The 25,078-nt window shown below is 70.8% G+C and carries 23 protein-coding genes; 12 read left to right on the top strand and 11 right to left on the bottom strand.

Annotated elements, in window-relative coordinates:
* The 4 genes from A8W25_RS00475 (at position 1) to A8W25_RS00460 (ending at position 5,683) form a co-directional block, all read left to right on the top strand.
* Positions 1 to 429 (top strand): hypothetical protein, encoded by a 429-nt coding sequence (locus tag A8W25_RS00475; RefSeq protein WP_067153946.1) that lies wholly within the window; start codon positions 1 to 3, stop codon positions 427 to 429.
* Between the two features lie 701 nt (positions 430 to 1,130).
* The gene (locus A8W25_RS00470) at positions 1,131 to 1,910 is read left to right on the top strand and encodes a hypothetical protein (RefSeq protein WP_158942330.1); all 780 of its coding nucleotides are present in this window, start codon (positions 1,131 to 1,133) and stop codon (positions 1,908 to 1,910) included.
* 1,385 nt (positions 1,911 to 3,295) lie between these two features.
* Entirely contained in the window at positions 3,296 to 3,799 is a 504-nt protein-coding gene (locus tag A8W25_RS00465) for an ATP-binding protein (protein ID WP_067153940.1), read from the top strand.
* A 258-nt stretch (positions 3,800 to 4,057) separates the two neighbouring features.
* Entirely contained in the window at positions 4,058 to 5,683 is a 1,626-nt protein-coding gene (locus A8W25_RS00460) for a peptide ABC transporter substrate-binding protein (protein WP_067153937.1), read from the top strand.
* Between the two features lie 84 nt (positions 5,684 to 5,767).
* On the opposite strand, the gene A8W25_RS00455 is transcribed toward A8W25_RS00460, so the two are convergent.
* Positions 5,768 to 7,159: a helix-turn-helix domain-containing protein gene (locus tag A8W25_RS00455; protein WP_067153935.1), complete on the bottom strand. Its 1,392-nt coding sequence runs from the start codon at positions 7,157 to 7,159 to the stop codon at positions 5,768 to 5,770.
* A 417-nt stretch (positions 7,160 to 7,576) separates the two neighbouring features.
* Positions 7,577 to 8,221 carry a TetR/AcrR family transcriptional regulator gene (locus A8W25_RS00450; protein ID WP_067153932.1) on the bottom strand — a complete coding sequence of 215 codons (645 nt, stop codon included), beginning with the start codon at positions 8,219 to 8,221 and terminating at the stop codon, positions 7,577 to 7,579.
* 258 nt (positions 8,222 to 8,479) lie between these two features.
* Here A8W25_RS00450 and A8W25_RS00445 point away from each other — a divergent pair, with 258 nt between their 5' ends.
* The 4 genes from A8W25_RS00445 (at position 8,480) to A8W25_RS00430 (ending at position 12,591) form a co-directional block, all read left to right on the top strand.
* Positions 8,480 to 9,346, top strand: a complete 867-nt coding sequence (locus A8W25_RS00445) for a phosphatidylinositol-specific phospholipase C/glycerophosphodiester phosphodiesterase family protein (protein WP_067153929.1) — start codon at positions 8,480 to 8,482, stop codon at positions 9,344 to 9,346.
* Between the two features lie 152 nt (positions 9,347 to 9,498).
* The gene (locus A8W25_RS00440) at positions 9,499 to 9,693 is read left to right on the top strand and encodes a hypothetical protein (protein ID WP_067153923.1); all 195 of its coding nucleotides are present in this window, start codon (positions 9,499 to 9,501) and stop codon (positions 9,691 to 9,693) included.
* Positions 9,690 to 10,859, top strand: coding sequence for a winged helix DNA-binding domain-containing protein (locus A8W25_RS00435; RefSeq protein ID WP_067153920.1), 1,170 nt, complete (start codon positions 9,690 to 9,692; stop codon positions 10,857 to 10,859). The genes A8W25_RS00440 and A8W25_RS00435 overlap by 4 nt, the downstream gene beginning before the upstream one ends.
* A gap of 172 nt (positions 10,860 to 11,031) precedes the next feature.
* Complete coding sequence (locus A8W25_RS00430; RefSeq protein ID WP_067153918.1) at positions 11,032 to 12,591, top strand: hypothetical protein; 1,560 nt, start codon at positions 11,032 to 11,034, stop codon at positions 12,589 to 12,591.
* Positions 12,592 to 12,606: 15 nt separating this feature from the next.
* Here A8W25_RS00430 and A8W25_RS00425 read toward each other — a convergent pair whose 3' ends face one another.
* From A8W25_RS00425 to A8W25_RS00415, 3 genes are all read right to left on the bottom strand, one after another.
* Positions 12,607 to 13,002, bottom strand: coding sequence for a DUF779 domain-containing protein (locus A8W25_RS00425; RefSeq protein ID WP_067156493.1), 396 nt, complete (start codon positions 13,000 to 13,002; stop codon positions 12,607 to 12,609).
* An 82-nt stretch (positions 13,003 to 13,084) separates the two neighbouring features.
* Positions 13,085 to 14,188 carry a mechanosensitive ion channel family protein gene (locus A8W25_RS00420; protein WP_067156489.1) on the bottom strand — a complete coding sequence of 368 codons (1,104 nt, stop codon included), beginning with the start codon at positions 14,186 to 14,188 and terminating at the stop codon, positions 13,085 to 13,087.
* Between the two features lie 219 nt (positions 14,189 to 14,407).
* Positions 14,408 to 15,484 carry a hypothetical protein gene (locus A8W25_RS00415; protein ID WP_067153914.1) on the bottom strand — a complete coding sequence of 359 codons (1,077 nt, stop codon included), beginning with the start codon at positions 15,482 to 15,484 and terminating at the stop codon, positions 14,408 to 14,410.
* A gap of 225 nt (positions 15,485 to 15,709) precedes the next feature.
* Between A8W25_RS00415 and A8W25_RS00410 the strand changes: the two genes are divergently transcribed.
* On the top strand, positions 15,710 to 15,898 hold the full coding sequence (locus A8W25_RS00410; protein ID WP_067153910.1) for a hypothetical protein: 189 nt from the start codon (positions 15,710 to 15,712) through the stop codon (positions 15,896 to 15,898).
* 226 nt (positions 15,899 to 16,124) lie between these two features.
* Here the strand turns inward: A8W25_RS00410 and A8W25_RS00405 are convergent, their stop codons facing one another.
* From A8W25_RS00405 to A8W25_RS00390, 4 genes are all read right to left on the bottom strand, one after another.
* Positions 16,125 to 17,177, bottom strand: coding sequence for an SIS domain-containing protein (locus A8W25_RS00405; RefSeq protein WP_067153907.1), 1,053 nt, complete (start codon positions 17,175 to 17,177; stop codon positions 16,125 to 16,127).
* 353 nt (positions 17,178 to 17,530) lie between these two features.
* The gene (locus A8W25_RS00400; RefSeq protein WP_067156486.1) at positions 17,531 to 18,982 is read right to left on the bottom strand and encodes an amino acid permease; all 1,452 of its coding nucleotides are present in this window, start codon (positions 18,980 to 18,982) and stop codon (positions 17,531 to 17,533) included.
* Positions 18,983 to 19,150: 168 nt separating this feature from the next.
* Complete coding sequence (locus tag A8W25_RS00395; protein WP_199831642.1) at positions 19,151 to 20,107, bottom strand: hypothetical protein; 957 nt, start codon at positions 20,105 to 20,107, stop codon at positions 19,151 to 19,153.
* A gap of 309 nt (positions 20,108 to 20,416) precedes the next feature.
* Complete coding sequence (locus tag A8W25_RS00390) at positions 20,417 to 20,830, bottom strand: glycoside hydrolase family 88 protein (RefSeq protein ID WP_079125712.1); 414 nt, start codon at positions 20,828 to 20,830, stop codon at positions 20,417 to 20,419.
* Positions 20,831 to 20,916: 86 nt separating this feature from the next.
* Between A8W25_RS00390 and A8W25_RS00385 the strand changes: the two genes are divergently transcribed.
* Positions 20,917 to 21,858, top strand: coding sequence for a DUF389 domain-containing protein (locus A8W25_RS00385; protein WP_067153905.1), 942 nt, complete (start codon positions 20,917 to 20,919; stop codon positions 21,856 to 21,858).
* A 67-nt stretch (positions 21,859 to 21,925) separates the two neighbouring features.
* Here the strand turns inward: A8W25_RS00385 and A8W25_RS33185 are convergent, their stop codons facing one another.
* Positions 21,926 to 22,342, bottom strand: a complete 417-nt coding sequence (locus tag A8W25_RS33185; RefSeq protein WP_158942328.1) for a hypothetical protein — start codon at positions 22,340 to 22,342, stop codon at positions 21,926 to 21,928.
* A gap of 202 nt (positions 22,343 to 22,544) precedes the next feature.
* On the opposite strand from A8W25_RS33185, the gene tgmA reads away from it, so the two are divergent.
* On the top strand, positions 22,545 to 22,736 hold the full coding sequence (tgmA, locus tag A8W25_RS00375) for a putative ATP-grasp-modified RiPP (RefSeq protein WP_067153899.1): 192 nt from the start codon (positions 22,545 to 22,547) through the stop codon (positions 22,734 to 22,736).
* Positions 22,737 to 22,751: 15 nt separating this feature from the next.
* Positions 22,752 to 23,672, top strand: coding sequence for an ATP-grasp ribosomal peptide maturase (tgmB, locus tag A8W25_RS00370; protein ID WP_067153895.1), 921 nt, complete (start codon positions 22,752 to 22,754; stop codon positions 23,670 to 23,672).
* Here tgmB and A8W25_RS00365 read toward each other — a convergent pair.
* Complete coding sequence (locus A8W25_RS00365) at positions 23,666 to 25,042, bottom strand: cytochrome P450 (RefSeq protein ID WP_234386031.1); 1,377 nt, start codon at positions 25,040 to 25,042, stop codon at positions 23,666 to 23,668. The genes tgmB and A8W25_RS00365 overlap by 7 nt on opposite strands.
* Positions 25,043 to 25,078: the final 36 nt, after the last annotated feature.

The raw sequence follows: 25,078 nt of genomic DNA, 5'->3' as shown, positions 1-25,078 counted from the left end.
ATGAATCTTCGTCGCGCGACGGCAGTCCTCGCCTCAAGCATTGCTCTCGGACTCGGCATCGCCGTGCCCTCCGCAACGGCCTCGCCCACCCCGTATTCGGGCGACACAACGTGTGATGGCAGCTACGGCTCAGTCACGTACGACTACGGTCAGATCAGGAACACGGGCCTGTACTGGGTCAAGCTCACCAGCCCCTTCGCCAGGGACTACAACCTGGACGGCTCCCCGAACTACGGCACCGAGGTCTGGGCGATCTACACCGACTCCTACGGCCACGACCACGCCCAGTCACTGGTGAAGGTCGGCCCCGGCGGGTCCGGTTATGGCGACATCTGGTCTACCAGCTACGTCAAAGACCTGCATCTGTACGTCTCCGATACTGACGGCAGCCAGGATCTGTGCACCACACGGATGACCAAGCAGTGGTGAGAGTCAGCCCTGTGACGGTTTGACTCTGCCATCGGACACCCATCATGCGTGGACGCTTACGAGGGTCGTGACTCCAGGATCACGACCCTCTTCCGTACGTCACGGTCCCCGACGGTCGCAAGGGATTCCGGATCGCTGACGGCTCATGGGTCGTCGAGGCCGGAGGAGGCCCCCACACGAAGATCCTTTTCCGGATAGGCGTGGCCGAACTCGTGCATGAGCGGAAGTACGTGATGGCCCCGTGCGAGCCGAGCCGATGGATACCATCGCAAGCTCGGCCAAGAGGCGGCTGTGGCGCCGGAACTGACGGCCCAGCAGGACAGCCCGTCGGCGCCCACGGGGCAGGCAGAAGGAGCATGCGCTCCGGGCGGACCTCAACGGCTCGCATGAGCCCACCTGCTGAGCGGAGCCTGCCGCCCCGGGGGCCAACATCCCGGGTGTTTCCCTGGGGGCCCGGGCCCGGCTCCCTGTTGAACGGCGCTCGCGGGCCGTGCGGGCGCCGGATCGCACCACCGAGCGTCGTTGCGCACGCCTCATCTTTTCAGCCAAACCGTGCGCACACTTCAAGCGTCGGTGGTGGTGGCGCCCCGAGCGTGGACGGCGCCTTCCCCCGCTCTCACGCCATCCGGCGGACCCTCGCACTCGACTTGGTCCCGCGCGGTTGCCCCGTATATCGGTGACCGGGCGGAGAGGAGCCTCTGATGTATGCGATTCCCCTGCGTCGTGGCATGGCCTGGGTGGCCGCCGTGGCGTTCATGTCCATCGGGGTGGTCGGGCTTTCGGCCACGACCGCTTCCGCCCTGCCCGCGCAATGTACGGGTGCGGAGACCAACGGCAACGACACCATCAACTGCCTGTTCCTGCTGCCCGGCCAGACAATCAACAGTCTCGGCGGCAACGACACGATCACCATTGTGGCGAACGCCAGTGGCAACGTGAACTCCGGCGCCGGGAACGACTTCATCTCGGCGGGCAGCGCGGACGGCTCGGCGTTCGACACCGGGATCGGTGACGACACGGTCCAAGTCCTCGGCAACTCCTTCGGGACGATCAGTACTGGCGGCGGCGATGACCGCGTCACCGTGACAGGCAACGACTCCGGCAACATCGACACCGCGGGCGGCGTCGACCGTGTCACCGTTCTCGGCACGGTGCTCGCGGACGATATGCACCTCGGCTCCGGAGCGGACTTCGCCAACCTCAGCACCGTCACCCTCAGCGACGCCGCCAGCATCCACGGCGACGACGGTGACGACACCTTCACCGTCGGCGTCTGCACCCTCAGCACACTTGCGGGCGAGGGCGGCGGCGACACCATCGACGTCGTCGACTCCAACGACTGCACGGTCGCGGGCGGGGCGGGCAACGACAACCTCCACGTAGGCGCGGAGGCTACCGGCACCGTGGACGGCGGTGGCGGCACGGACACCTGCTCCGAGGACCTGCCCTTCTTCGGGACCGAGAGCAGCTGCGAGATCTGATCCCGAGCCCCGAGCCCGGTGGCCTCTCCCCCGCCCCGCGGGGTGACGGAGGGGCCCACCGGTCCCGGGTTTTTGCCGAGGTCGAGCTCAGGGTCAGGGCTGCGGGCTGCGGACGCCGAGCGCTCTCTGTAGGGGTTGGTTGGGTTGGTACAACCCAACCAACCCCTGTGCGTTTGCCACCAGCGGTCCGCCTCTGCGTACATACGGTCCGCGGCCGCCCTCACCGACCACGCCCTCGACCACATCCTCGCCATTGACCCACAGGAGGAGGCTGGGGCGGATCCTCTGTTCGGCTCACCCAGGGAGCGAACCAGACCTCCAGGGTGTCCAGTAATCCGCAGTGTCCCTACCAGGTCATCACAGCTCAGGAAGGTGTTGTCCGTGCATCTGCTTCCCCGTCACAGCCATCCGTTGTTGCCCCTGGTCCTCCTCGCGACAGCCGGATTGATCGCGGCGACGCCGGGCGCCGCTGCCGCCGCGCACACGGCCCCTACTGCTGTCGCAGTGGCCGCGCAGGACCCCCCACCGAGTACGAATCCCCTTTGCCAGAACACCCCGCTAGCTGGCACCCCGCTGTGCCCTGCCGCACCGCAGCCACCGGCAACCCCGACCACGACGCCACCGCCGACGACGCCCCTCCCCCCGAGCGCAAACCCCCTCTGCCAGAACACCCCACTAACCGGCACCCCGCTGTGCCCTGCCACGCCGCAGCCACCAGGAACCCCGGCGACGCCCCTTCCGCCGACGGCAGCCCTGCTGACGACGGGCCAGCCACTGGGTGGCTGATGCCGAACGTCCATCACAGCCGCGCCGGCAGGCTGCGACCCCGGCGAGCGCGTCCAGCTCGTCGACCGAGGGGTGCCTGTGGGCACCTGATCGGCGACCGTCTGGACATGACCGGCGCCCGCTGGGGCTTCGTCGGCGCCGAAGCGTCCCCGGACCGCGACGGGCCCGGTGCCGAGGAGGGCCCGAGGCATACCCGAGGCACACCTGAATCTCTTGGACTACGCCGCAGCTTGGGCTTTGATGGTGATACGCGAAGAATTCAGCGACGCCAGCAGGATCCGGGATATCCACCACCCATCCATTACCACCTGTCAACGAATTGGGCGGGCCACGGTATCCCCTTCCTCAAACCCCGTGGAGATGACACACCCCCACCCCTTTGCCGATTTCCTTTTTCCGGCCACCTTTTTTGTTCTCCAAGCGAGCGGTGGCAGGAATGTCCACACGGCGATTCCGGCACGTCAGGGCTGCCCGCTCCACCGGGCGGGTCGTGGGCCCAGCGGTGAGACGCCATGACAGGAGCAGGGCGGACACCGTCGGCAGCCGCGACCACTGTCACTCCCTCGCCACAGATGTCTTCCCGGAAAAGGAGACAGACCATGCGCTCGATCATTCGCCCCGTCTGTCGGCACATTCTGAGGTCCTCACCCATCCATTGCCTTCCCCTGGACCCCGGCTCCGCCGGTGCGGCCCGCAGATACGTGCACGCCTTCCTCGGCGCCGCACGACACGGCGCCCTCGAAGAAGACAGCCTCCTGATCGTTTCCGAACTGGTGACCAATGCCGTCCGCCACGGCGCTGGTCCGGTCTGGTTCTGTCTGCGGCACGTCACCCAGAGCGACGGCGTCGAAGCGCTTCATCTCCTCGTCGGCGACCACGGACCGGGCTGCGATCTCGACGCCGAGCCGACCGGTGAGGCAGCTGACTCCACCTCGGGACGAGGGCTGGGCATCGTCGATGCGCTGGCCAGTAGCTGGGGATCCACTCAGGCACGGGGCCACCACATCATGTGGGCCAGCCTGCAGATCATGCCCTCCTCAGACCCTGCCTCGCAGCACCCGCAGCCGAGCGCCCCGGTGCCCACAGCGCTCGCCGCCGCATGAGACGCTCCCCATGAACCCGCAGCGCCTCCGCGCGGAGCCAGCGTGCCGATGCCGCAAAAACCACCGCGGTCGCGGCGAGGCGACTGCCTCCGGCAGCACCCCACCAGCCCCCTCCCCCTCGCCCGTGCCGAAGATTCCGCCGCCCATCCGGGTGCACTCCGTGCCGTTCAGCTCCACGGCTCGTCCACGCACCCACCCGTACCGGCCATGGTGGTGGCTATACCCATGACAGGTGTGGTGGGGGACGAGGAGTGTCGTATGCGATCGGCAGCACGCACGTCGGGGCTTGGCGCAGCGGTGATGGTGATCGCTCTCGTTCTGGCCGCCTGCAGCGGTACCGGCGACGATTCCGGCAAAGACCGCATCGTGAGTGCCTCTTGGGGCGATCCGCAAAAGCCCCTGGAGCCGGCCAATACGTATGAGACACGAGGCGGCGCGGCTCTGGACATGATCTTCCGTGGGCTGAAGAAGTACGACCCGAAGACCGGTGAGGCACGCAACTGCCTCGCTGACTCGATCACCACCACCGACCAGCGGCGTTACACCATCCGGCTGCGCCAGGGCTGGACCTTCTCCAATGGCGAACCGGTAACGGCACACTCCTTCGTCGACGCCTGGAACTTCGGCGCGTTGGGGACGAATCAGCAGGTCGCCGCATCCTTCTTCTCCTACATCGACGGTTACGACAAGGTGCACCCCGCTACCGGGGCTCCCCTCGCCCGGACGATGTCAGGTCTGGCCGTGCAGGATGACCGCACTTTCACCGTGCGCCTCTCCCAGAAGTTCTCCCTGTGGCCCGACACACTCGGGTCCTGGGCCTACTTTCCGTTGCCCCGGCTCTTCTTCACCCAGCACGAGCAGTGGCTCAAGAAGCCCGTCGGCAACGGTCCCTACCAGGTCGCCTCGTACAGCCGGGGTGAACGGATGCGGCTGCGGGCCTGGGACGGCTACATGGGGCCCGACAAGGCCCGCAACGACGGCGTCGACCTGCGGGTCTACACCGATACCCACACCGCTTACACCGATCTGCTGGCCGGCAACGTGGACGTGGTCCATGACATCCCGGCGGTCGATCTGAAGAACGCCAAGCAGGACCTGGGGCCGCGGTTCGTCAACCAGCCTGCCGGAGTGCTGGTCACCCTGGGGTTCCCGATGTACGACCCGCAGTGGTCGGGGCCCGACGCCGTGGATCTTCGCCGTGGCCTCTCGATGGCCGTCAACCGCGCCATGATCACCGAGCGGATCTTCCATCAGACCCGCGTCCCGGCCTCCGACTGGACCACGCCCGTGCTCGGCAGCCACGGCGGCCATCAGCCGGGCTTGTGCGGCGCGGCCTGTACGTACGACCCGGCAGAAGCCCGCAAGCTGATCGCCGCCGGCGGAGGCCTGCCCGGCGGGCAGATGAAAATCACCTACAACGCCGACGTCAGCACCAACAGGGAGTGGGTGGACGCGGTGTGCCACAGCATCAACAACACACTCGGCGACAGCCACGCCTGCGTCGGCCAGCCGGTCCCCACCTTCGCGCAGTACCGCGACCGGATCACGAACAGGTCCGTGTCCCAGCCGTTCTCGTACGCCGGGCAGATGGACTACCCGCTGATCCAGGACTTCTTGCAGCCGAACTACTACACCGGCGGCGCTGCCAACGACACCGGATTCCACCGACCTCGATTCGATGAACTGATCGACCAGGCCAACGCAGCGGCCACCCCCGCCGAGGCGGTCAGCAGATTCCAGGAGGCGGAGCGGGACCTCTCGCAGCAGATGCCGTCCATGCCCCTGTGGTATCAGAACGGCACCGCGGGGTATTCCTCCCGCTTGTCAAACGTCTCTCTCACCCCGTTCGGCGTCCCTGACTACAGTCAGGTCAGCGTCAACTGACGACACGTGAGGCCACTGCCGGGGGTCGGCCTCGGGAGGTTGGCGAGCAGCGGGAGCTGGTCCTTGCCGGCCCGTGGACGGCCATTACGCCGCCGCAGGGCGTGGTATCCGGTGACGTTGGCTCTGGAGGAAGTCGCGGACCACCGGTGTCGGGCCGTCGGCGTCCAGTTTTGCCAGCAGGTGCTGGAAGTGGGACTCCACGCAGAACGAGGGAGACCGTTCCAGTGACTCCGGAATGTTCACGGCCCACTGGACAGCCGTGTCGCCGTCGCCGGCACTGGCGTGCGCCAAGGCGATGTGCACCTGTCCGAGGGCACCGTCCCGGTCCGGTATGGCTGTGGCCGCCGCCGCGTGGTCGCACAGGGGCAGCAGGTAGTCGAGCGCCAATTGCGTGCCGCCGAGGTAGGCATGGGCGAAGCCCGCCTGGAGCCGGATGGCCTCCGGAGTCACCCAGTCCGTGCAGTCAAGGTCGTCTTCGTGCCGCTCGGCGGCGTACACGTCGAATGTCGCGTCGAGGTGCCGTGCCACGGCGTCCGCGTCGCCCTCCATCGCCGCGACCAGCGCGTGCGTGCTGGCCAAGGAGGCCAGCATGCGGGGGCTCGGACGAGAGGACGCGCACAGGCGACGGGCCGCGTCCAACAGCGCGGACGTACCGGCGAGATCCCACAGGTCGATCTTCTGCTTGGCGGCCACCAGCATCGCGTACGCCCCGCGCCGGGTGTCGCCCGCGGCGGCGGCGCAGCGCATGCTGGTGAGGAAGGCCGACTGGGCTCGCGTCTGGTCACCCGACTCCACCGCCAGCCACCCCGCGAACGTCGCGGCGTCCGCTGCCAGGCCCAGCAGTCGGGCTCCGGTGGGCTGATCGCAGGAGGCGTTGCGTATCAGGTCCGAGACCATCCGCAGTTCCGAGTCCGCCAGGGGCTGGACCGGGCGCCCGCCGATGGCCGCGTAGAGGTGGTGCAACTGCTTCTGGCGGTCTTCCAGGACGGCTACGGTTGAGCCGGCGATGCGCTGGCCGCGTTCCGCCGGCAGCCACTCGGCCCCCGCGGCCCCGTCGAGCCAAGCGGCACACAGATCCGCGATGCCGTCCGCGCAGGACAGGACCCCGTAACGGTGTTCCGTCGCTCTGGGCGAAGCGTGGGCGATGCGGTTCATGGCTTCGACGGCGGAGCCGTAGGTCCACGGCGCGCTCAGCACCTCGGAGTGACCGGTGGCGGTGTAGAGCCAGTCCGGCCAGCCAAGTCGCTCCACCTCCGTACGCGGCACACCGTGCAGGTGAGCCATGGCGAGCTGCGCGCTGACCTCGGGGGTGATCCGACCGGATTCCCAGCGTGCGACCTTCTCCCGGCGGCCAGCCATCGATCCGAAGCCGAGTTCGGCGTGTGTCTGGGCGACGAGCAGCGCGTACGCGCCGTGGGTCATGCCCTTTTGCTCGCGCAGCAGGGCCAGCGGATGCCGGATTTTCTGCACGTTCATGAAGGGCCCCCTGCTGGAGGAGTGGGCACGCTTGGTGTTCCGGCGGTCGCACCACGGCCACCACGGTCTGTCGCAAACCCTGCCCCCGCGATGCGGCCTCTCGCTCAAGAAAGGACTTTCCGGCCTTTCACTGCTCTTTTCATGATATGCAGAACACAACTCGCACTCAACGCGTCATGGGTCATGACGTCGGTGCGGCCGCCTGCCTGCAGCAAGCACGCGCCCCAGAGCGCAGACGCGACATGGATGAGGGTGACGGCATGCGGGGCGACGTCCGCATGCCGCCGACCCTGCGGTCCGCAGGCTCTCGGAAGACCCTCACCCTCAGGCTGACCCTGCGTCAGCGCTCCTACGCGACGCCCCCAAGGCCTGTGCCGGAACTGAGCTGTCACAGCATGGCTACGGCCATGGTCGCGCTCACGTGCTGGTGTCGGCGTCGCCGTCGCCGAGCACGGTATGGACGGCGCCCAGCAGCCGTGCGCAGCGCCGGGTCATGGCCTCGGGCGACTCGTCGGGGTGGTTGATCCACCAGCGGACCAGTGCGGTGCACATGCCGCGCCATGCGTATGTGAGTGCGTCGGCGTCGAGCGGGTCGTCGGCTCCGGCGGTGTGCAGGAGGTCAGCGGTGCCGACCGCGGCGAGGTCGTCGATCGCGTCGCGGTAGGAGGCCGCACGGTGTGCGGCGTCGCTGTCGGGCGGCAGCGTCGGGTCGTAGAGGACGAACCATGCCTCGCGCTGTCCGTCCAGGGCCGTGAACAGGGCTCCCAGCACGCGAAGGGGCGTGGGCGGCGCACTGGTGCCGTGACGGGCCATCGCGGCCTGGATGGCGCTGAGCAAGCGATCGCCGACGGGGTTGAGGCAGGCGAGGTAGAGGTCCTGTTTGCCGCCGAAGTACTGGTGCAGGAGCGGCTTGGTGACGCCGACGCGGGTGGCGATGGCGGCCACGGTGGTGGCTTCGTAGCCGTGGCGGCCGAACTCCTCGGTGGCCGCGGCCAGGACCTGTCGTTCGCGCGTGGCCCTCGGCACGCCCTTGGTACCGGCCCTGGAGGAGAGCGTTGTCATGGAGCCAGATCTTACCCTAGGGTAATTTACCGAAGGGTAAATTCCTCGGAACCCGCTGGAGCGCATCCATGCCTGCCGCCGCGACCGACCCCCGTACCTCCCGCAGCCGCTCCTGGTGGGGCTGGGGATACGTCGACGCCCACCCCGACGAGGCCGAATGCGCCGCGCTCGGCGCCCTGTTGCCGGGCACCCTGGCCCGACCGCTGCCCATACCCCGCATCACCGACCTGCCCATCGGCCGCCCCACCGTGACTCCCCATGGCTCGACCGACCCGCCGCAGCGCCGTCGCCGCCCTCGCCGCGGCCGCCGCCTCCGCCGCCATCGCGCCCGCCGCCGGCGCGGCCGAGCGCCCCTGCGCCCGCCCCGCCGGGCCCAGACCGCTGCGCCGGACCCACGCGCACAACGACTTCGCGCACCCGCACCCGCTCTTCGACGCCCTCGGGCACGGGTTCACCAGTGTCGAGGCCGACATCTTCCTGGTCGACGGGCAGCTCCTGGTGGCCCACGACCCGTCCGACCTCGACCCGGCCTGCACGCTCGAAAAGCTCTACCTCGACCCGCTGATGGCCCGCGTCCGCGCCAACCACGGCTCGGTGTACCGGGGTTACCACCGCCCCGTACAGCTCCTCGTCGACATCAAGACCGACGGCGCCGCCGCCTACCTCGAACTCGACCGGCGGCTGCGGCCGTACCGCCGGATGCTGAGCAGCTACGCGCACGGCCGCGTCACGACCGGCGCCGTCACCCCCGTCATCTCCGGCGACCGCGCCGCCCGGGTGCCCATGGAGGCGCAGAAGGTGCGGCACGCCTTCTACGACGGCCGCCTGGAGGACCTCGGCACGGCCGCCACCGCCGCTTTCATCCCGCTGATCAGCAGCAACTGGACGCAGAGCTTCAGCTGGCTCGGCGCCGGGCCGTTCCCGGCCGCCGAGCGCCAGAAGCTGCGCGCGATCGTGGCCCAGGCCCACGCCCACCGCCAGCGCGTACGGTTCTGGGCCACCCCGGACCTGGCCGGGCCCGAGCGGGACGCCCTGTGGCGCGAACTGCTCGCCGCCGACGTCGACCACATCAACACCGACGACCTCGCGGGCCTGGAGAGCTTCCTGCGCGCACACGGGGAGTAGTCCGGGCGCACGCACCCACGCCGCACCCCTTCCGGGCCGTCACCCGCAGTCAACACCCGTACGGCGGACACGCCATACGCCCGACCGGCCCGCCTCCTCCGCCACACTGGCCGCCGAATGCCGCAAATCCGGCGCGGCGGAGGAGGTTGGCCATGGCCGTTTCCATCTCGGTGGTGCTGTTGCTGGTGGTGCTGGCGGTGATCTTCCTCCGGAGCGGCGGACTCAAGGCCTCGCACGCGATGGTCTGTGTGCTGCTCGGCTTCTTCCTCGCCGGCACCAGCATGGCCCCCACCATCCAGGACGGCCTGAACGCCACCGCGAGCGTGGTCGGTAGCCTCAGGCCATGACCCCGGCCCGCCCGAAGATCACCGCCGAGGCGCGGCGCGCCCGCCTCGGTCCCCGCCACCTCCTCACCCCGGGCGGCCGCGCGGCCACCCCCGAGGAGGTCGCCCGGGCGCTGGTGGCCCTGCACGCCACCGACCCCGCCACGGTGTATCTGGCCGTCGCCGCGCGCACGGGCGAGGCATCGGTGGCGGAGCTCGAACGCGCCCTGTACGAGGACCACTCGCTCGTCCGGATGCTCTGTATGCGCCGCACCATGTTCGTCCTGCCCACGGCGTTCGCCCCGGTGGCCGACGCGGCGGCCGCGCGGGCCGTCGCCATCCGTGAACGCGCGGGTCTGGCGAAAGTGATCCAGGAGCAACTCGGCCTCGACGGCACATGGTTCGCCGCCACCCAGGAGGCGGTCCTCGCGGCCCTCGCGGCGCGCGGCGAGGCGACGGCGGCCCAACTCGCCGACGACGTGCCGGACCTGAAGTCGCAGATCGTCCAGGCCGCGGGCAAGCCGTACGAGGCGCGGCCCCGCATCACCAGCCGCTTCCTCGGCGTCCTGGCCGCCGAGGGCCGGATCCGGCGCGGGCGCCCGCTCGGCAGCTGGGCGTCCAGCCAGTTCCGCTGGACGGTCGCCGAGCCGCACCCCGAACTCGCGGCCGACGAGGCCAGGGCCGAGCTCGCCGCCCGCTACCTCGACGCGTTCGGCCCGGCCACCACCGAGGACGTGAAGTGGTGGACGGGCTGGACCCTTACCGACACCCGCAAGGCCCTGGCCAGGACCGAAGCCGTCGATGTCGACCTGGACGAGGGGGCGGGACACGCCCTGCCCCACCAGCTGGACGACCCGCCCGCGCCCGGGCCCTGGGCCGCGCTGCTCCCGGCCCTGGACCCGACCCCGATGGGCTGGCGCCACCGCGACTGGTACCTGGACGCCGACCACAGGGCCGAACTCTTCGACAAGACCGGCAACATCGGGCCCTCGGTGTGGTGGAACGGCCGGATCGTGGGTGGCTGGGCGCAGCGCCCGGACGGGGAGATCGTCACGCAGGTCTTCGGGGACGTGGGCGCCGCCGCACGCCGGGCCGTCGAGGCCGAGGCGGCGCGGCTGGCGGAGTTCTTCGGGGACGTCCGCATCCGGCCGAGCTTCCGGACCCCGCTGGAGCGCCGGCTCTCGGCCTAGGCCCCCTGGGGGGCGCACGTCGCACGATCATTAAGTCCCCGTGAAGCGCTCTCGGATGCCATGGACACTTCAAGATCACGGCTCTAGCGTCGGCCGCCGGCGCGACAACCGACGTACGTACGCAGGCGCATGGGCGCAGGCACCTACGTACGCGGGCAACCCGAGGAGCCGTATGTCCCGCAGAGCGCTCGCCCGCGCACTGGCCCTGGTCCTGGCGCTGGCCGCCCCGGCCGCCACCGCGCGGGCCGCCGAGATACCCAAGGCGCCCGGCCACCGCCTGGTCAGCCAGTACGAGGGCGCCCCGGCCACCGCACAGCCGGTCCCGGGACCGGCCCCGGCCCGGCATCCGTTCATGGCACCCAACGGGCGCAGCGGGATGCACGGCGACGCCTGGGGCAGCGGCACCCACCCGTACGCGGGTCCGCTGGGCCGGGATCCGCAGGTGACCAGCGAGCAGATCGCGGCCCTCGGCGGTGAGTGCGCGACGGCGACCTTCGACGCGGCCGGGCGGCTGATCACCGTCTGCGGCACCTTCCAGGGCTTCAAGCTGAAGCTCCTGGAGCCGCGCACGCTCGCCACGCTCGCGGAGTACCAACTGCCCCAGCGCTCCTCCACCGTGGAGGCCGTCACCCGCCTCGACTTCTCGAAGCTCTTCAAGGACACCTCGGGCGGCGCCTACTTCTACCTCGACAACGAGGACCGCGTGGTCCTCGCGGACTCCCGCCACCACATCCTGCGCCTCGCCCACGAGCAGACGGCGGACGGCGCCTGGCGCTTCGCCGTCGTGGACGACTGGGACCTGGCCGGGGTGGTCCCGCACGACTGCGTCAGCTGGACCAACCTCTTCCCCAGCGGCGTCTGCGACCCGGTCACCTCCGTGATGCCGGACTGGCAGGGCCGCATCTGGTGGGTGACCCGGCTGGGCCGGGTGGGCACGGTCGACCCCGGCACCGGCCGGATCCGTTCGGTCGAGCTGGCGGGGGAGGAGATCCAGAACTCCTTCTCGGTGGCCGAGGACGGCGTCTCCATCGTCTCCGACCACGCCCTGTACAGCTTCGGCGCGAGCGCCGACGGCACACCGGTGGTGCGGTGGCGCCAGACGTACGACCGGGGCACGGGCACCAAGCCCGGCTCGGTGAACCAGGGGTCGGGCACCACCCCGGACCTCTTCGGCGACGGCTATGCGGCCATCACCGACAACGCGGACGACCGGATGAACGTGCTGGTGTACCGGCGCGGCGCGGACGTCCCCGACGACCGGCGGCTGGTCTGCCGGGTCCCGGTCTTCGGCGCCGGGCGCTCCACGACCGACAACTCCCTGATCACCTGGGGCAACAGCATCGTCGTCGAGAACAACTACGGCTACGAGAACGTGACCTCGCTGACCTTCGGCAGAAGCGTCACCGGCGGGGCGACCCGCATCGACGTCCGCCCGGACGGCAGCGGCTGCGACACGGTGTGGGAGAGCGCGGTCCGCTCCCCCTCGACCGTTCCGAAGCTCTCGACGGCGAACGGGCTGCTCTACTTCTACGAGAAGGAGCCCAACGCCCTGGGCATCGACGCCTGGTATCTGACCGCCGTCGACTTCCGCACGGGCGCGGTGCGCTGGAAGCGGCTCACAGGGACCGGCCCCGCGTACGACAACAACTGGGCGCCGGTGACGATCGGCCCGGACGGTACGGCGTACGTGGGCGTGTTCAACGGGATCGTGGCGGTGCGCGACCGGGACTGACCGTCGGCGAAGCCCTCAGATCAGCCGGGAGCGGATGAGGAAGCGCACCCCCTCCGGGGCCTCCAGTGAGAAGCCGCTGCCGCGTCCCTCGACGACGTCGACGATCAGCCGGGTGTGCCGCCACACCTCGTGCTGGCTGACCGACATCCAGAACGGTACGGGCTCCTCGACCCCGTCGACGGCGAGGCTTTCGAGCAGGACGTCGGAGCCTCCCGTACGGAACTCGCCGTCCGGGTAGCACATGGGCGCGCTGCCGTCGCAGCAGCCGCCCGACTGATGGAACATCAGGGGTCCGTGGGCCGCCCGCAGCCGCCGCAGCAATTCGGCGGCCGCGGGTGTCAGCTCCACGCGCGCGTGGCCGCCGCCCTCGGTGGCCGGTGCGGCGGCCCGGTGGGTCTCGCGCTCTGCCATGACGATCACGGCCCTTCGGTCTGCGTGTCGTGCCGACCCCGCCAACCAAGCACGGGCAAGGTTGCGGCCACGTTGCGGACCTCTACGGCCGCCGCGCCGACTCCGGGGCTTCGCGCGGGTGCGGGACCGGGGCCGACACCGGCGACGAGGCGGTCCGCTCGTCGCGGTGGAGCGAGACCGTCCGGGCGGGGGCCGGGATCGAGATGCCCTCGGCACGGTAGCGCTGGTGCAGGCGCTTGATGAACTCGTGCTTGATCCGGTACTGGTCGCTGAACTCGCCCACACCGAGGATCACGGTGAAGTTGATCCGGGAGTCGGCGAAGGTGTGGAACCGGACGGCCGCCTCGTGGTGGGGGAGCGCGCCCGTGATGTCGACCATCACGCTGTTGATGACGTCGAGGGTCACCCGCTCGACGTGTTCAAGGTCGCTGTCGTAACCGACCCCCACCTGCACGAGGATCGACAGTTCCTGCTCCGGGCGGCTGAAGTTGGTCATGTTCGTCCGCGCGAGACGGGCGTTGGGGATGATGACCAGGTTGTTCGACAGGTTGCGCACCACGGTGTTGCGCCAGTTGATGTCGACGACGTACCCCTCCTCGCCGCTGCTCAGCCGCATGTAGTCACCGGGCTGCACCGTCTTGGAGGCGAGGATGTGGACGCCCGCGAAGAGGTTGGCGAGGGTGTCCTGGAGCGCCAGCGCGACCGCGAGGCCGCCCACCCCGAGGGCCGTGAGCAGCGGGGCGATGGAGATGCCCAGGGTGTCCAGGGCGACCAGCGAGCCCATCGCCACCACCACGACCCGGGTGATGTTGACGAAGATGGTGGCGGATCCGGCCACACCGGTCCGCGACTGCGCCACGGACTGCACCAGACCGGCGATCACCCGGGCTGTGGTGAGCGTGGTGATCAGGATGAGCAGGGCGGTCAGCGAGTGGTTGACGATCGCCGCGATACGGGTGGTGAGCGGCAGCGCCGAGGCCGCCACCGCGGTGCCGGCGATGACCGCGGCCCAGGGTGCGACGGTGCGCAGCGCGTCGACGATGACGTCGTCCCCGCTCCACTTCGTCCGGAGCGCGTGCTTGCCCAGCCACCGCAGCAGTGCGCGCAGGAGCACCGCGGCGACGAGCCCGGCGGCCAGCGCGATACCGGCGACCACCCAGTCGTGCAGGACCAGGCCCCGGGTCAACGGACACCCTCCGAGCCGCGTCGGGCCGGGGCGGAAGCCGGGGCGGGGGCCGTCACCGGCCGCCATATGTGAAGTATCGCCATCTTGTCACCTGTCAGTTCGTTGTGCGCGAAGCCTCGTTCGGGGGTGCGGGGGACGCGCGCCGAACGGGCTGCCATCCTGCCCCATGGGCGCGGCGACGTCGCAGGTGGGCCGGGGTGACACCGGGCTCCTGCCGGTTCACCCGCGCGGGGTCTCGTCCCGGTCCGGGCCCTGTTCCCGGGCCACCGGCTCCTCGGGCGCGGTGAGTCCGGCGCGTTCGGCCAGTACACCGCCCTGGAAGCGGCTTTCGGCGCTCAGCTCCTCCAGCAGCTCCGCGATGTGGCGGCGGCAGGTGCGCAGGGACATGCCCATGCGCCGGGCGATCACCTCGTCCTTGGCGCCCTCGGCGAGCAGCCCCACCAGCGCCCGCCGCAGACTGGGCCCGACCTCCTTGTACGCGGCCTCGCTGGTGCCCAGGAACGGGGTGGCGCCGGACCAGTGCTGCTCGAACACCCGGCAGAGGTAGGCGACCACGTCGGGGTCCCGGACGAGCACCGCGCCCTCGCCCGAGCCGCCGTCCGCGCGCCGGGGAAGGAAGGCCACCGCCCGGTCGAACACCACGGCCCGGTCGGGCAGTTCGGCGGCGGTGCGGTATTCGGCACCGGCCTCGGCGAGCGTCTCCACATATCCCTGGGTGGAGAGGCTGGAGCGCGCCGAGTGCTGGTAGAGCGTACGCATCCGGATGCCGCGGCTGAGCATCGCCAGATCCCGGTCGATGGCGTCCCCGAGGCGGTGGGCCGCGCGGCCGCCGCCGGGCTGGATGCTGAACACCTCCTCCTGGCAGTCCGCCGCGGCCTCGGTGAGCATCGCGGACGCGGCCGACAGGTCGGGCAGCAGGTCGATGCCCTCCCGGTGGCCGCGCCGGCGCCGGGCGGCGCGGTAGTTCGGCATCAGGGAGTGCAGATCGTCGCGTACGGACTGGGCGTGCGCCGCGTCCCGGGCGAGCCGCGCCTCCAGCGGGCCCACCACTTCCGCCGCGGCGGCGTCGGGGCTGACGGGTATGAGCTCCTCGGGCCGGCCCGGAGCGGGGCGCAGCAGCCGGAGCAGCAGCAGGGTCCGGCAGGCCGCCTCCACCTCCTCCTGGGTCAGGCCGAGTTCCGGGGGCGCGTCGGGCGGCCACCGCTTGAGGCTGCCCCGCGACAGCACGTACTCGAAGACGGCGATGGCCCTCGCGTCCAGCTGCGGCAGCCCGTCCAAGTTTGCCCCGATAGTCATGACTTTCCCCCGCAATGCGGCCGTGCTACTTCCGTGCCATGCAGGGTATTGCCAGGTCAAAGCGCTGGACCAACAGGGCTCGCCGGGATGGACTTTGCGTGTCGGGCCGGGCAAACCCCGCCAGGCCGACATTCCGGACCTCATGCCTTTGTGAGCTCCCGGCCCCGTGACTCCACGGGGTCGCGGAGTCACCCGTTCATGACCTCCCGACCCAGGAGCCGTGCCATGCCCAGAGCACTCCGCTGTCTTCTCGTCCTCACGGCCCTCGTGGTCGGTGGCGCGTGCGTCACCTCGGCGGGCGGAGGACCGGGGCCGGCCGGAGTGCGCGGCGGTGCCACCGCGACGACCAGGACGGTCGCGGCGGAGATCCTCGACACCAGCTGGGGCGACGACTACGTCCGGCCCCAGCAGTAGGTCTGCCGCCTCCGGTCCCGGAACCAGGTCTGCCGCGGCCTGTCCCGCAAGAGGCCCGCGTCCGGTCCCGGAGGTGGCTCCGCTCCGGAGGATCCGTCCACCCCCCACCCGTGAACTGCGAGGTCGAACAGCGTGTCATCCCTGCCCGCGGCCCCGCCGCCCGCCGCTCATGTCACCGAGGGTAGCGGGACGTTTCGCCACTCCGCTGGCGAAAGCGGAAATTCTGTCAGAGGGCGGCGACGGGTGCGGAGTGCTCGAAGTCCGCGACGACGACGCCGCCCTCCTTGGTGTCGTCGTTGATGAAGACGATCGATTCGATGGGTACGTTCCGTTCGTCGCTCAGCGCCGCCACCAGCTCCTGCGTCACCACCGTCTCCAGGACGACCCGGGCGCCGGGCGCGGTGTCGGGCAGCCGGACGACGGCGAGGTTCTCGGACGCCTTGACCCGTGCGGTGGTCACCAGCAGGGTCAGATGGCCCGCGGCCGACAGGGAGCGGGCGAGCGCGATCTCGCGGCCGCAGCCGAAGACGAGGTGCAGGGTGTTGCCCGCCGACTCCATCTCGCCGTGCAGGTAGTTGCGGGTGACCGAGGCCGCGGCCGGCATCCGGGGCACCTCGCGCAGCAGCAGCGCCGCCTCCTCCGCGGTGACCCGGGAGGCGCCCGAGCCCACGCAGTCCACGGCGACGCACCGAGCGGCGCGGGCCCGCAGCGCGGCGATGGTGTGGGCCGCCCTCGTCCGTACGGCGTGGGCCTGGTCGGGGACGCCGTCCCAGGCGTCCCCCTCGCGGCCCGCGATCAGCCCCGCGATCAGGTCGAGGGCGATGACCGTACCGGTGAAGCCGACCGTCGAGGCACAGGAGTCGGGCTCGTTGCCGAGGTCGACGGTGAGTCCGGCGAGGGCGCCGAGGGAGGAGGGGGTGACGTTGAGGACCGCGAGGGTCGGCACACCGCGCGCCGCCCGGAACGCGGCGATCGTCTCCGAGCTGCGGCCGCTCTGCGACACGCCGATGAGCAGATCGGTGTCGAAGCCGCCGAGCCCCGCCTCGATCTCGCTGGCGAGCACCCGCTGGGCGGGCACGCCGTGCCGGCGCAGCACCTCGACCGGCAGCGCGAGCGCCGCGTACGAGGCGCCGATGCCGGCGAGGAGCGGGCGCCGGACGTGGCGGAGCCGGTCGCCGACCGGCCCGTCCAACTGCCGCCGCACATGGGCGATCACGCGCTCCAGCGCCTGCGGCTGGCCGGCCTGGCCGTCGAGGAAGGTGATTCGCGTTCCGGGCATGAGGAGTCCTTTCGTGCGCCTCCGGCGTGAGCGGGCGGGGCGCGGAGCGGGGGACAGAAGGCGGACCGACCGGACAGCCAGGACGTTGAAGGCAGGATCATCCTGCGAAGTGCCGACCGGGGGAATGGCGCCCGGGGAGCGCACGGTGGCGGACGAGTCCGCCGTGACCGCAGGTGCCTCATCCGCAACGTCGGCGCGCCGGGGTCCACGGCGCTCGGCGCCGTGTGTCCGCCGTCCCCTCGCGCGCCGACGGATACGCGGGCGGGCCCTGGGTATCCGCGTACATACGCGGGCCGTCCCCCGCTCCGAAGAGGCGGGGGACGGCCTGGAAGGTCGGACGGGAACGGCCGGTGTCAGATGAGGTCCATCGCGGCCACCTCGTCGGGGCTGCCGTAGCTGACCGGGCCCTGGAAGCGCCGGCGGGCGGTGGCGAACCACCACAGGGTGGCGATGAAGAGCACCGCACCCAGCGCGATCGGCGCGTAGTTGAACGAGTCGGTGGTGATCGGCGAGGTCTGCGGCAGCATGAACAGCACACTGCTGAGCGCGATCCAGGTCACGGCGACCGCGGCGACGGGCTTGCCCCACCGGCCCAGGTTCCACGGGCCGGGCTCGAAGTCGTCCAGCCGCAGCCGCAGGAAGATGGGCACGCCGTAGGCGAGGTAGAGCCCGACGACGTTGACGCTGACGATGGCGGTGAAGGCGGTGTGCGACCACCAGCCGGGGATGATCAGCACCAGTGAGCAGGCCGCGGCGAGCCATACCGCCTTGACCGGGGTGCGGGTGCGCAGTGACACCGAATGCCACAGGCGCGAGCCCGGCATCGCCCCGTCGCGCGAGAAGGCGAAGATCTGGCGGGTGTTGCTGGTCATGTTGGCGAGGCCGCAGAACAGCATGGCGCCGATCACGATCAGCAGGAGCAGCTTGGCGGTGCCCATACCGAGGGCGTCGATGAGGATCTGCACCGGCGGCGCCGCCGAGCCCGCCTCGCCCGCGTAGTCGCGGATCGCGTAGACGAGGGCGAGCATCAGGACCAGTCCGGCGAGCGCCGAGTAGATGATCGCGCGCATGATGCCCTTGGGCGTGTTGACCGTGGCCTTCACGGTCTCCTCCGACATGTGGAAGCTGCCGTCGAAGCCGGTGAAGGTCCAACTGGTCACCAGGAGGCCGAGCATCGCGGCGTAGAAGCCGTTGCTGAAGCCGGTGGTGTTGACGAAGTGGTTGGCGAACGAGGCCGACTGGTGGTGGGAGGGTTTGAAGGTGAGGGCGGCGACGATCACCACCATGCCGACGAGCAGCCACCACACGGAGATCCGGTTCACCACGGCCACCAGCTGCACGGTGTACGTGTTGGCCAGTGCCTGCACCACCAGGATCACCGCGGCGATGCCGACGGTCTGCTGCGGAGTGGGGTCGTAGGACGGCCACTGCATCGAGACGAACGCCTGGATGAAGGTCGCGGCCGCGTAGTTGGTGGCGGCGGTGCCGCCCACCTGGCCGACGAAGTTGAGCCACCCGGTGTACCAGGACCAGGCACCGCGGTGCCGCTTGGCGAGCTTGCCCGCGGAGAAGTACAGGGCGCCGCTGGTCGGGTAGGCGGAGGCGATCTCGCCCATCGCCGCGCCGACGAACAGCACCATCACCGACACACCGATCCAGCCGAAGATGAGGATGCGCGGTCCGCCGGCGCCCATTCCGAATCCGAAGGCGGAAAATATGCCGGAGATGATGTTGATGATCGTAAAAGATATCGCGAAATTGTCGAACGCGTGGAATCTGCGGGTGAGTTTCCGCGGGTAGCCCATCGCGTGCAGCGTCGCGTCGTCGTCGAGGGCGACGGGCGCTTCACGGCGGGGGGCTTTCGAGCGGAGCGGGGACGTGCGCTCGGACACTGGTGGCAGCCTTTCCTGGTGGGGGTGGACAGGACGCGTCTGGTACGGGTGCCGCTGAGCGGTGCGGTCGTGCGGGTCGGATCAGGCCGGGCCGGGAGTCGGGAGTCCGCAGGACCGCCTGGCCCTGGTCAGCCGTTCCTCGGGGTCGCCGAAAGCGCTCCAGGGCATCCGGGAGGCGTAGGGCCCCATGGCCGTGAGCACTTCCCGGGCCTCGAACTCGCGCTTGGCCATGTACAGCGCGTGCGCCAGATACGCCAGGTCGAGGACCGGGGTGAAGCGGTAACTCGCCGTGTGGGGAAACCAGTTCTGGTAAATGCCCAGGGCCGTCGCCGTCCACTGGGGCTGCAGCCAGGTGCTGTCCGCGAGCAGGGCGGCCGGGTCGTAGTCCTCGACCAGCGCGACCAGGGGCAGCAGCCGCAGCGACGAGTTGAGCGGTGCGCGGTGGCTGAGGAAGGAGGCGACGTCCCAGCGGGCGCTCGCCGAGCCGCCGTGGCGGGTGAAGAAGAAGGCCAGGAACCGGTGGTGGGCCTCGCGGTTCCAGGGGTCGAGCCGCAGGATGTGGGAGAAGAGCAGCCAGGGTCCCGGCGGCGCGGTCAACAGCCCTTTGGGGGCCGGGTCGTGGGAGCGCTCGTAGCGGGCGAGGGCGAGCTGGGCGACCCACGGGGTGGGGTCCTGCGGGAGCAGCTTCGCGGCCCGTCCGCAGGCGGCCGTCGCGATGCGCACCAGCGCACCGGCCCGGCCGTCCTGGGCGTCGGCCATACGTAACGCCCTTACCATCGCGACACGCGCCGCCAACAGCGCGGCCTCCGCGCTCGGTTCCTCGGCCAGCCAGCGCTCGGCGAGGTCGGAGTCGGCGGCCTCGGAGGCGAGCACCAGCGAGCGGTGCGCCCGCACCTCGAAGTCCGTGCGCGCGTCCTTGAGGACGTTGTGCGCGCTCAGATACCGGCCCGCCCTCACGTCCGTGCAGGCTTGCGCCAACTCGCGGTCGTCGGCCGCTGGATGCCACACGTACTGTCCCTCGAACGAGCCCGCAGTCACGATCCCCTCTCCATCCCGAAGACGACGCCACCCGCATGCGCATTCCGGCCATGGCGAATTCGGCCAGGGGACGTAACCCCTACGCAGGCTCACTGACAGCGAGCCACACCTTACTCATCATTAAGTCGTATCGAAACTCGTCGCCCGGAATATCTGGTTCCTTGTCATTTATGGGCGGGGTAAATGGGGTTGGCCCCGCCGGTGCCGCCGTCCGGTTTTCGGTACGAGGTCGGCCGGAGGGTATGTGCGCGGCATATTCCCCAACCGGTGACGCCTTTTCAGCCGTGGCCGGATTGCGTTGACGGTGCTCTAGCGGGACAGGGCGGCCGGCTCCGTACCGGCCAGCAGGAAGGCGCCGACGCTGAAGTCCGCCGTGGTGTCGGCGGTGACGGGCCGGCTGGAGTCGGGGCGGTCACCGACGCCCTGGACGTGGCCGAGGAAGCCGTCGGGGTGCACGGCGGTGGAGACCAGGCCGCGCCAGGCACGGGTGGCGACGGGAAGGAAGGCCGCCCGGGAGACGAGCCCGGCCCGTACCGCGTACGCGGCGCCGTAAGTGAGGAAGGACGTGCCGCTGGTCTCCGGGCCGGGGAAGTGGTCCGGGTCGGCGAGGTTCACGCTCCAGAAGCCGTCGGCGCGCTGGACCCGGCGGGCGGCGTCGAGGGGGCGTCGTCCGAGAAGGCCCGCCGGGTGGCGCGCGTGACGTGGGCGTGTGGCCCGTGCCACTCTTGCCGTCTGCGGAGGCCCTGGTCACGGGGCCGGGAGTCCGGTGCCGGCCGGCTCCGAGGAAACCGATGCCTGGAGTAGGGCTGTTGCTGCATTTGCGTCTGAACGTGCCCGCCGACCTGACCGACGAGGTGGTGCGGACCCTGGAGGCCACGGTGGGCACCGCCCATCTGGCCGTCGTCCCCGGAGCCTCACGCAACCCCGCGGGCGATCTGGTGCTCTGCGACGTCGCCCGCGAGGCCGGGGACGAACTCCTCGGCAGTCTGCGCGCCCTCGGCCTCGACCGGTCCGGGTCGATCGCCGTGGAGAACATCGACCTGTCGCTGTCCAAACGCGCCGAGAAGGCCGAGGCGGAGGCCCCGGGCGAGGGCGTGGACGCGGTGCTGTGGGAGCAGCTGACGGACGCGACCCACGAGGAGTCGACGCTCACGGTCACCTATGTGGCGTTCCTGGCGATCGCCACGATGCTCGCGGCCTGCGGTGTCATGCTCGACAACGCGATCCTGATCGTGGGCGCGATGGCGGTCGGTCCCGAGTTCGGGCCGCTGGCCGGGATCTCCACGGCGCTGGTCCAACGGGCGCCCGCGCTGGCGTGGCGCTCGCTCACCGCGCTGGTGGTCGGCTTCGCCGCGGCGATGCTGCTGACGGCCGGGTTCGGCTGGCTCCTGGACCAGCTGGGGCTCTTCGACAAGGACATGCTGGAGGCGGGCCGCCCCAACACCGCCTTCATCTGGAAGCCCGACTGGATGTCGTTCGTCGTCGCCTTCCTGGCGGGCGTCGCCGGAACCCTCTCGCTCACCTCGGCCAAGTCCGGCGCGCTGATCGGGGTGGCCATCTCGGTGACCACGGTCCCGGCGGCGGCCAACGCCGCCATGGCGTTCAGCTACAAGGAGTACGCGCAGACCTGGGGCTCGACCGGCCAGCTCCTCGCCAATCTGGGCGGGATCGTCCTCGCGGGCGTCCTCACCCTGCTCACCCAGAAGTCACTGCTGGCGGGCGTGCGGCGGCGCCGTCCGCCCGCGCGCTGAGGGTGGACGCCGTGTGGCGCGGGGCGAGGACTGGCCGTCGCTCCCGCGCCACACGCGACCGGAACGGTCAGTACTTGTTGTTGTAGTGGTCCGCGCTGGACCAGGCGCCCCAGTCGCAGTCGGACGAGTAGAACGTGCCCCTGTTGGCGTTGGTGCCCATCGCGCTGTGGCAGCTGCCCTTCTTGCCCTTCTCGCTGCTGTGGCCGCTGCCGTGCTCACGGTCGTCGTCGCGGGCGTAGCCGTGGTGACGGTTGTCGTCACGGGTGTACCCGTGGTGACGGTTGTCGTCGCGGCCGTGGCCGTAGTCATGGCGGCGGTCGTCGTCGCGGCCGTGGCCGTAGTCGTGACGGCGGTCGTCGTCGCGGCCGTAGCCGTAGCCGTGGTGGCGGCCGTGGTCGTCGTCGTGGGCCAGCGCGGTCGCCGCGCCGCTGAAGACGATGCCGACGGCGAGGACGCTCGCGGTGAGCGTGGAACGCAAACGCATGGGTGCTCCTGTGGGGGTCGGAAGCAGATGGTGACGTCCTGAGCGATCACCGATACGGAGGGTGGCGAAACCTGCCTTCACCCGACTGCCGGGCGTGTGACGTCCTTCACGCCGATGTGGCGGTACGTGATGAATTCCTTACAGGGGCACTCCGTACAGGTGTGCACAAGGATCGGCGTGACGCTGCTGCGGGAGGTTCCTCATGAGGCCGTTCACACTGCACTACACGGTGCCCCACGAGCCGGAGGACCGGACGGTCGCCTACCGCTTCGACGCGTCACGGCAACTGAACGTGCTGCCCGACGGGCGCCCCGCCGTCGCCGACCGCGCGGTGCTCAGGGCGAGCGGCACCACCACGTCCACCGCCGGTTCCCAGACGCACTTCGACGACTGACGGCCCGGCAGTCGGATGACGGTTCTCGTCCTCACCTGTGAACAGGACGTCACCACCGACATGGTGGTGACCCATCTGCACGAGCGGGGCGTCCCGCTGGTGCGCCTGGACCCCGCCGATCTGCCCGGCCGAGCGGTGCTCTCCGCCGAGTACGCCCACGGGGACTTCGCCGGGCATCTGTCGGTCGACGGGTTCCTGGTGAGCATGTCGGGGCTGCGCTCGGTCTGGGTGCGCAGGCCCGGGCAGCCCGCCGCCCACGCGCCGGAACCCTCCCAGTGGCTCACCGCCGAGACCCGGCAGGCGCTGTTCGGCATGCTGTACTCGGCGCCGGCGCGCTGGATGAACCATCCGCGCGAGGCCGAACAGGCCCGCCACAAGCCCTGGCAGTTGCGGATCGCGCACGCCAGTGCGTTCGCCGTGCCGCCCACCGTGGTCACCACGGTGCCCAATGTGGCCCGGCAGTTCGTGCGGGAGTACCGGGACGTGGTGGTCAAGAGCGCCGCCGGGCCGCCGCCGGACGAGCCCCTGATGGCGTTGCCGACGACGCTGATCGGGCCCGACGCGGACTTCTCCAGCGTCCGGGCGGGCCCCGTGCTGCTCCAGCGTTTCGTCCCCAAGAAGGCGGACATCCGGCTCACCTCGGTGGGCGCACGGCTGTTCGCCGCCCGCAAGGTCTGCGACCCCGGGCAGGTGGACGGGCGCTACGACGACAGCGGCCGCACCTGGGAACCCACCGGGGTGCCCGACCGCATCGCCGAGTCGGTGCACGCGTACACCCACCGCGCCGGGCTCGCCTACGCGGCGTTCGACTTCGCCGAGGACACCGACGGGGTCTGGTGGTTCCTGGAGTGCAACCAGGGCGGGCAGTTCGGTTTCGTCGAACTCGACACCGGTCAGCCGATAGCGGCGGCGGTCGCCGACTGGCTGGCTCAGTGAACGGGGGCGGGGGCGCGGCCGCGTACGGTCGCCATGAGCGGTACGGAGGGCTGGAGCAGCAGCGCGGCGCGGGGCGCCACCTCGGCGGCGGGCAGGTCGAGGCGGCAGCGCTGGGCGAGGGTGGCAAGCACCAGGGCGGCCTCGACCTGGGCGAAGCGCGCGCCGAGACAGGTACGCGGGCCGCCGCCGAACGGGAACCAGGCGTGGTCCGGCACCGCCTGCGGCGCGTCGGCGTCCCAGCGCTCGGGGCGGAACTCGTCGGGGCGCGGGAACCAGCGCGGATCGCGGTGCGTGGTCCACTGGCTGCACCACACGATGGTCCCGGCCGGAACGCGGGTGCCGCCGAGCGTGGCGCCCGGGCGGGCGACCGCGGGGACGAGCCAGACCGGCGGGTACAGGCGCAGCGCCTCCTTGACGATCTGCTGGGTCCAGACGAGCCGCTCGTAGTCGTCGATGGTGGGCGGGCGCCCCGCCAGTACGGCGTCCAGCTCGGCTTCGAGCCGGGCGCGGGCTGTCGGGGTGCGGGAGAGCAGGTGCACGGCCCACGTCAGCGCCGTGGAGGTGGTCTCGTGACCGGCGGCCCAGAGGGTCACGGCCTCGTCGCGCACCTCCTTGGGCGACAGCGGCCGGTCCTCCTCGTCCCGGGCCGCGAGCAGCCTGCTGAGCAGGTCGTCGCTCGTTTCCGTGTCGCCGGGCGCGCTCAGGCGTGCCTCGATGAGCCGGTGCACCTCGGTGTCCATGGTGGCCACGGCCCTCAGCAGGGCCCGCCGGGACGGGGTGCGCACCCAGGCGGGCAGGAACAGGCCGATGCCGCGCAGCTCGGCGCCGACCGCCTGCCCCGCCACGTCCATCGCGGCGCCCAGCGCCCCGGTCTGCTCCCCGAGGTCGTTGCCGAACAGGGTGCGCAGTACGACCCGCTGGGTGATCAGCGCCATCTGCTCGCGCACGTCGATCCGCTCGCCCTCGCGCCAGGCGTCGGCCGCCGCGCCCGCGCAGTCGACCATCGTCGCGGCGTACGCGCGGACCTGGCGCGGCCGTACGGTCGGCTGCACCAGCGAGCGCTTGCGCCGCCAGTCCTCGCCCTTGCTGAGGATGACGCTCCGCCCGGTGATCTGTTTGAACGCCCAGCCGATCTCAAGGATGTCGAAGGTGTGCTCGCGGCCCGCCAGCATCTCCATGATGTGCTCGGGATGCGAGAGGAAGAGGCTGCGCCTGGGGCCGAGGGACCAGGTCACCGCGTCCCCGAACTCGTCGCGCAGCCGCGTCAGGAAGCCCAGCGGATCCTTCCCGAAGGCGAAGAGGTTGCCCAGCGGCCGGGTCAGGCCCCGGGGGCCGCGGACGGGACGGAGCGGGGGTGCGGAGAGGGACACGGAGACTCCCGGGGTGCGCCGGTGAGGGCTCAACAT

Origin of the sequence: Streptomyces sp. ERV7, assembly GCF_001653515.1 — a bacterium.
In the GTDB taxonomy this organism is placed as follows: Bacteria; Actinomycetota; Actinomycetes; order Streptomycetales; family Streptomycetaceae; genus Streptomyces.
Note: the sequence above shows the minus strand (reverse complement) of the source record. Positions and strands in the feature narration are given on the sequence as shown.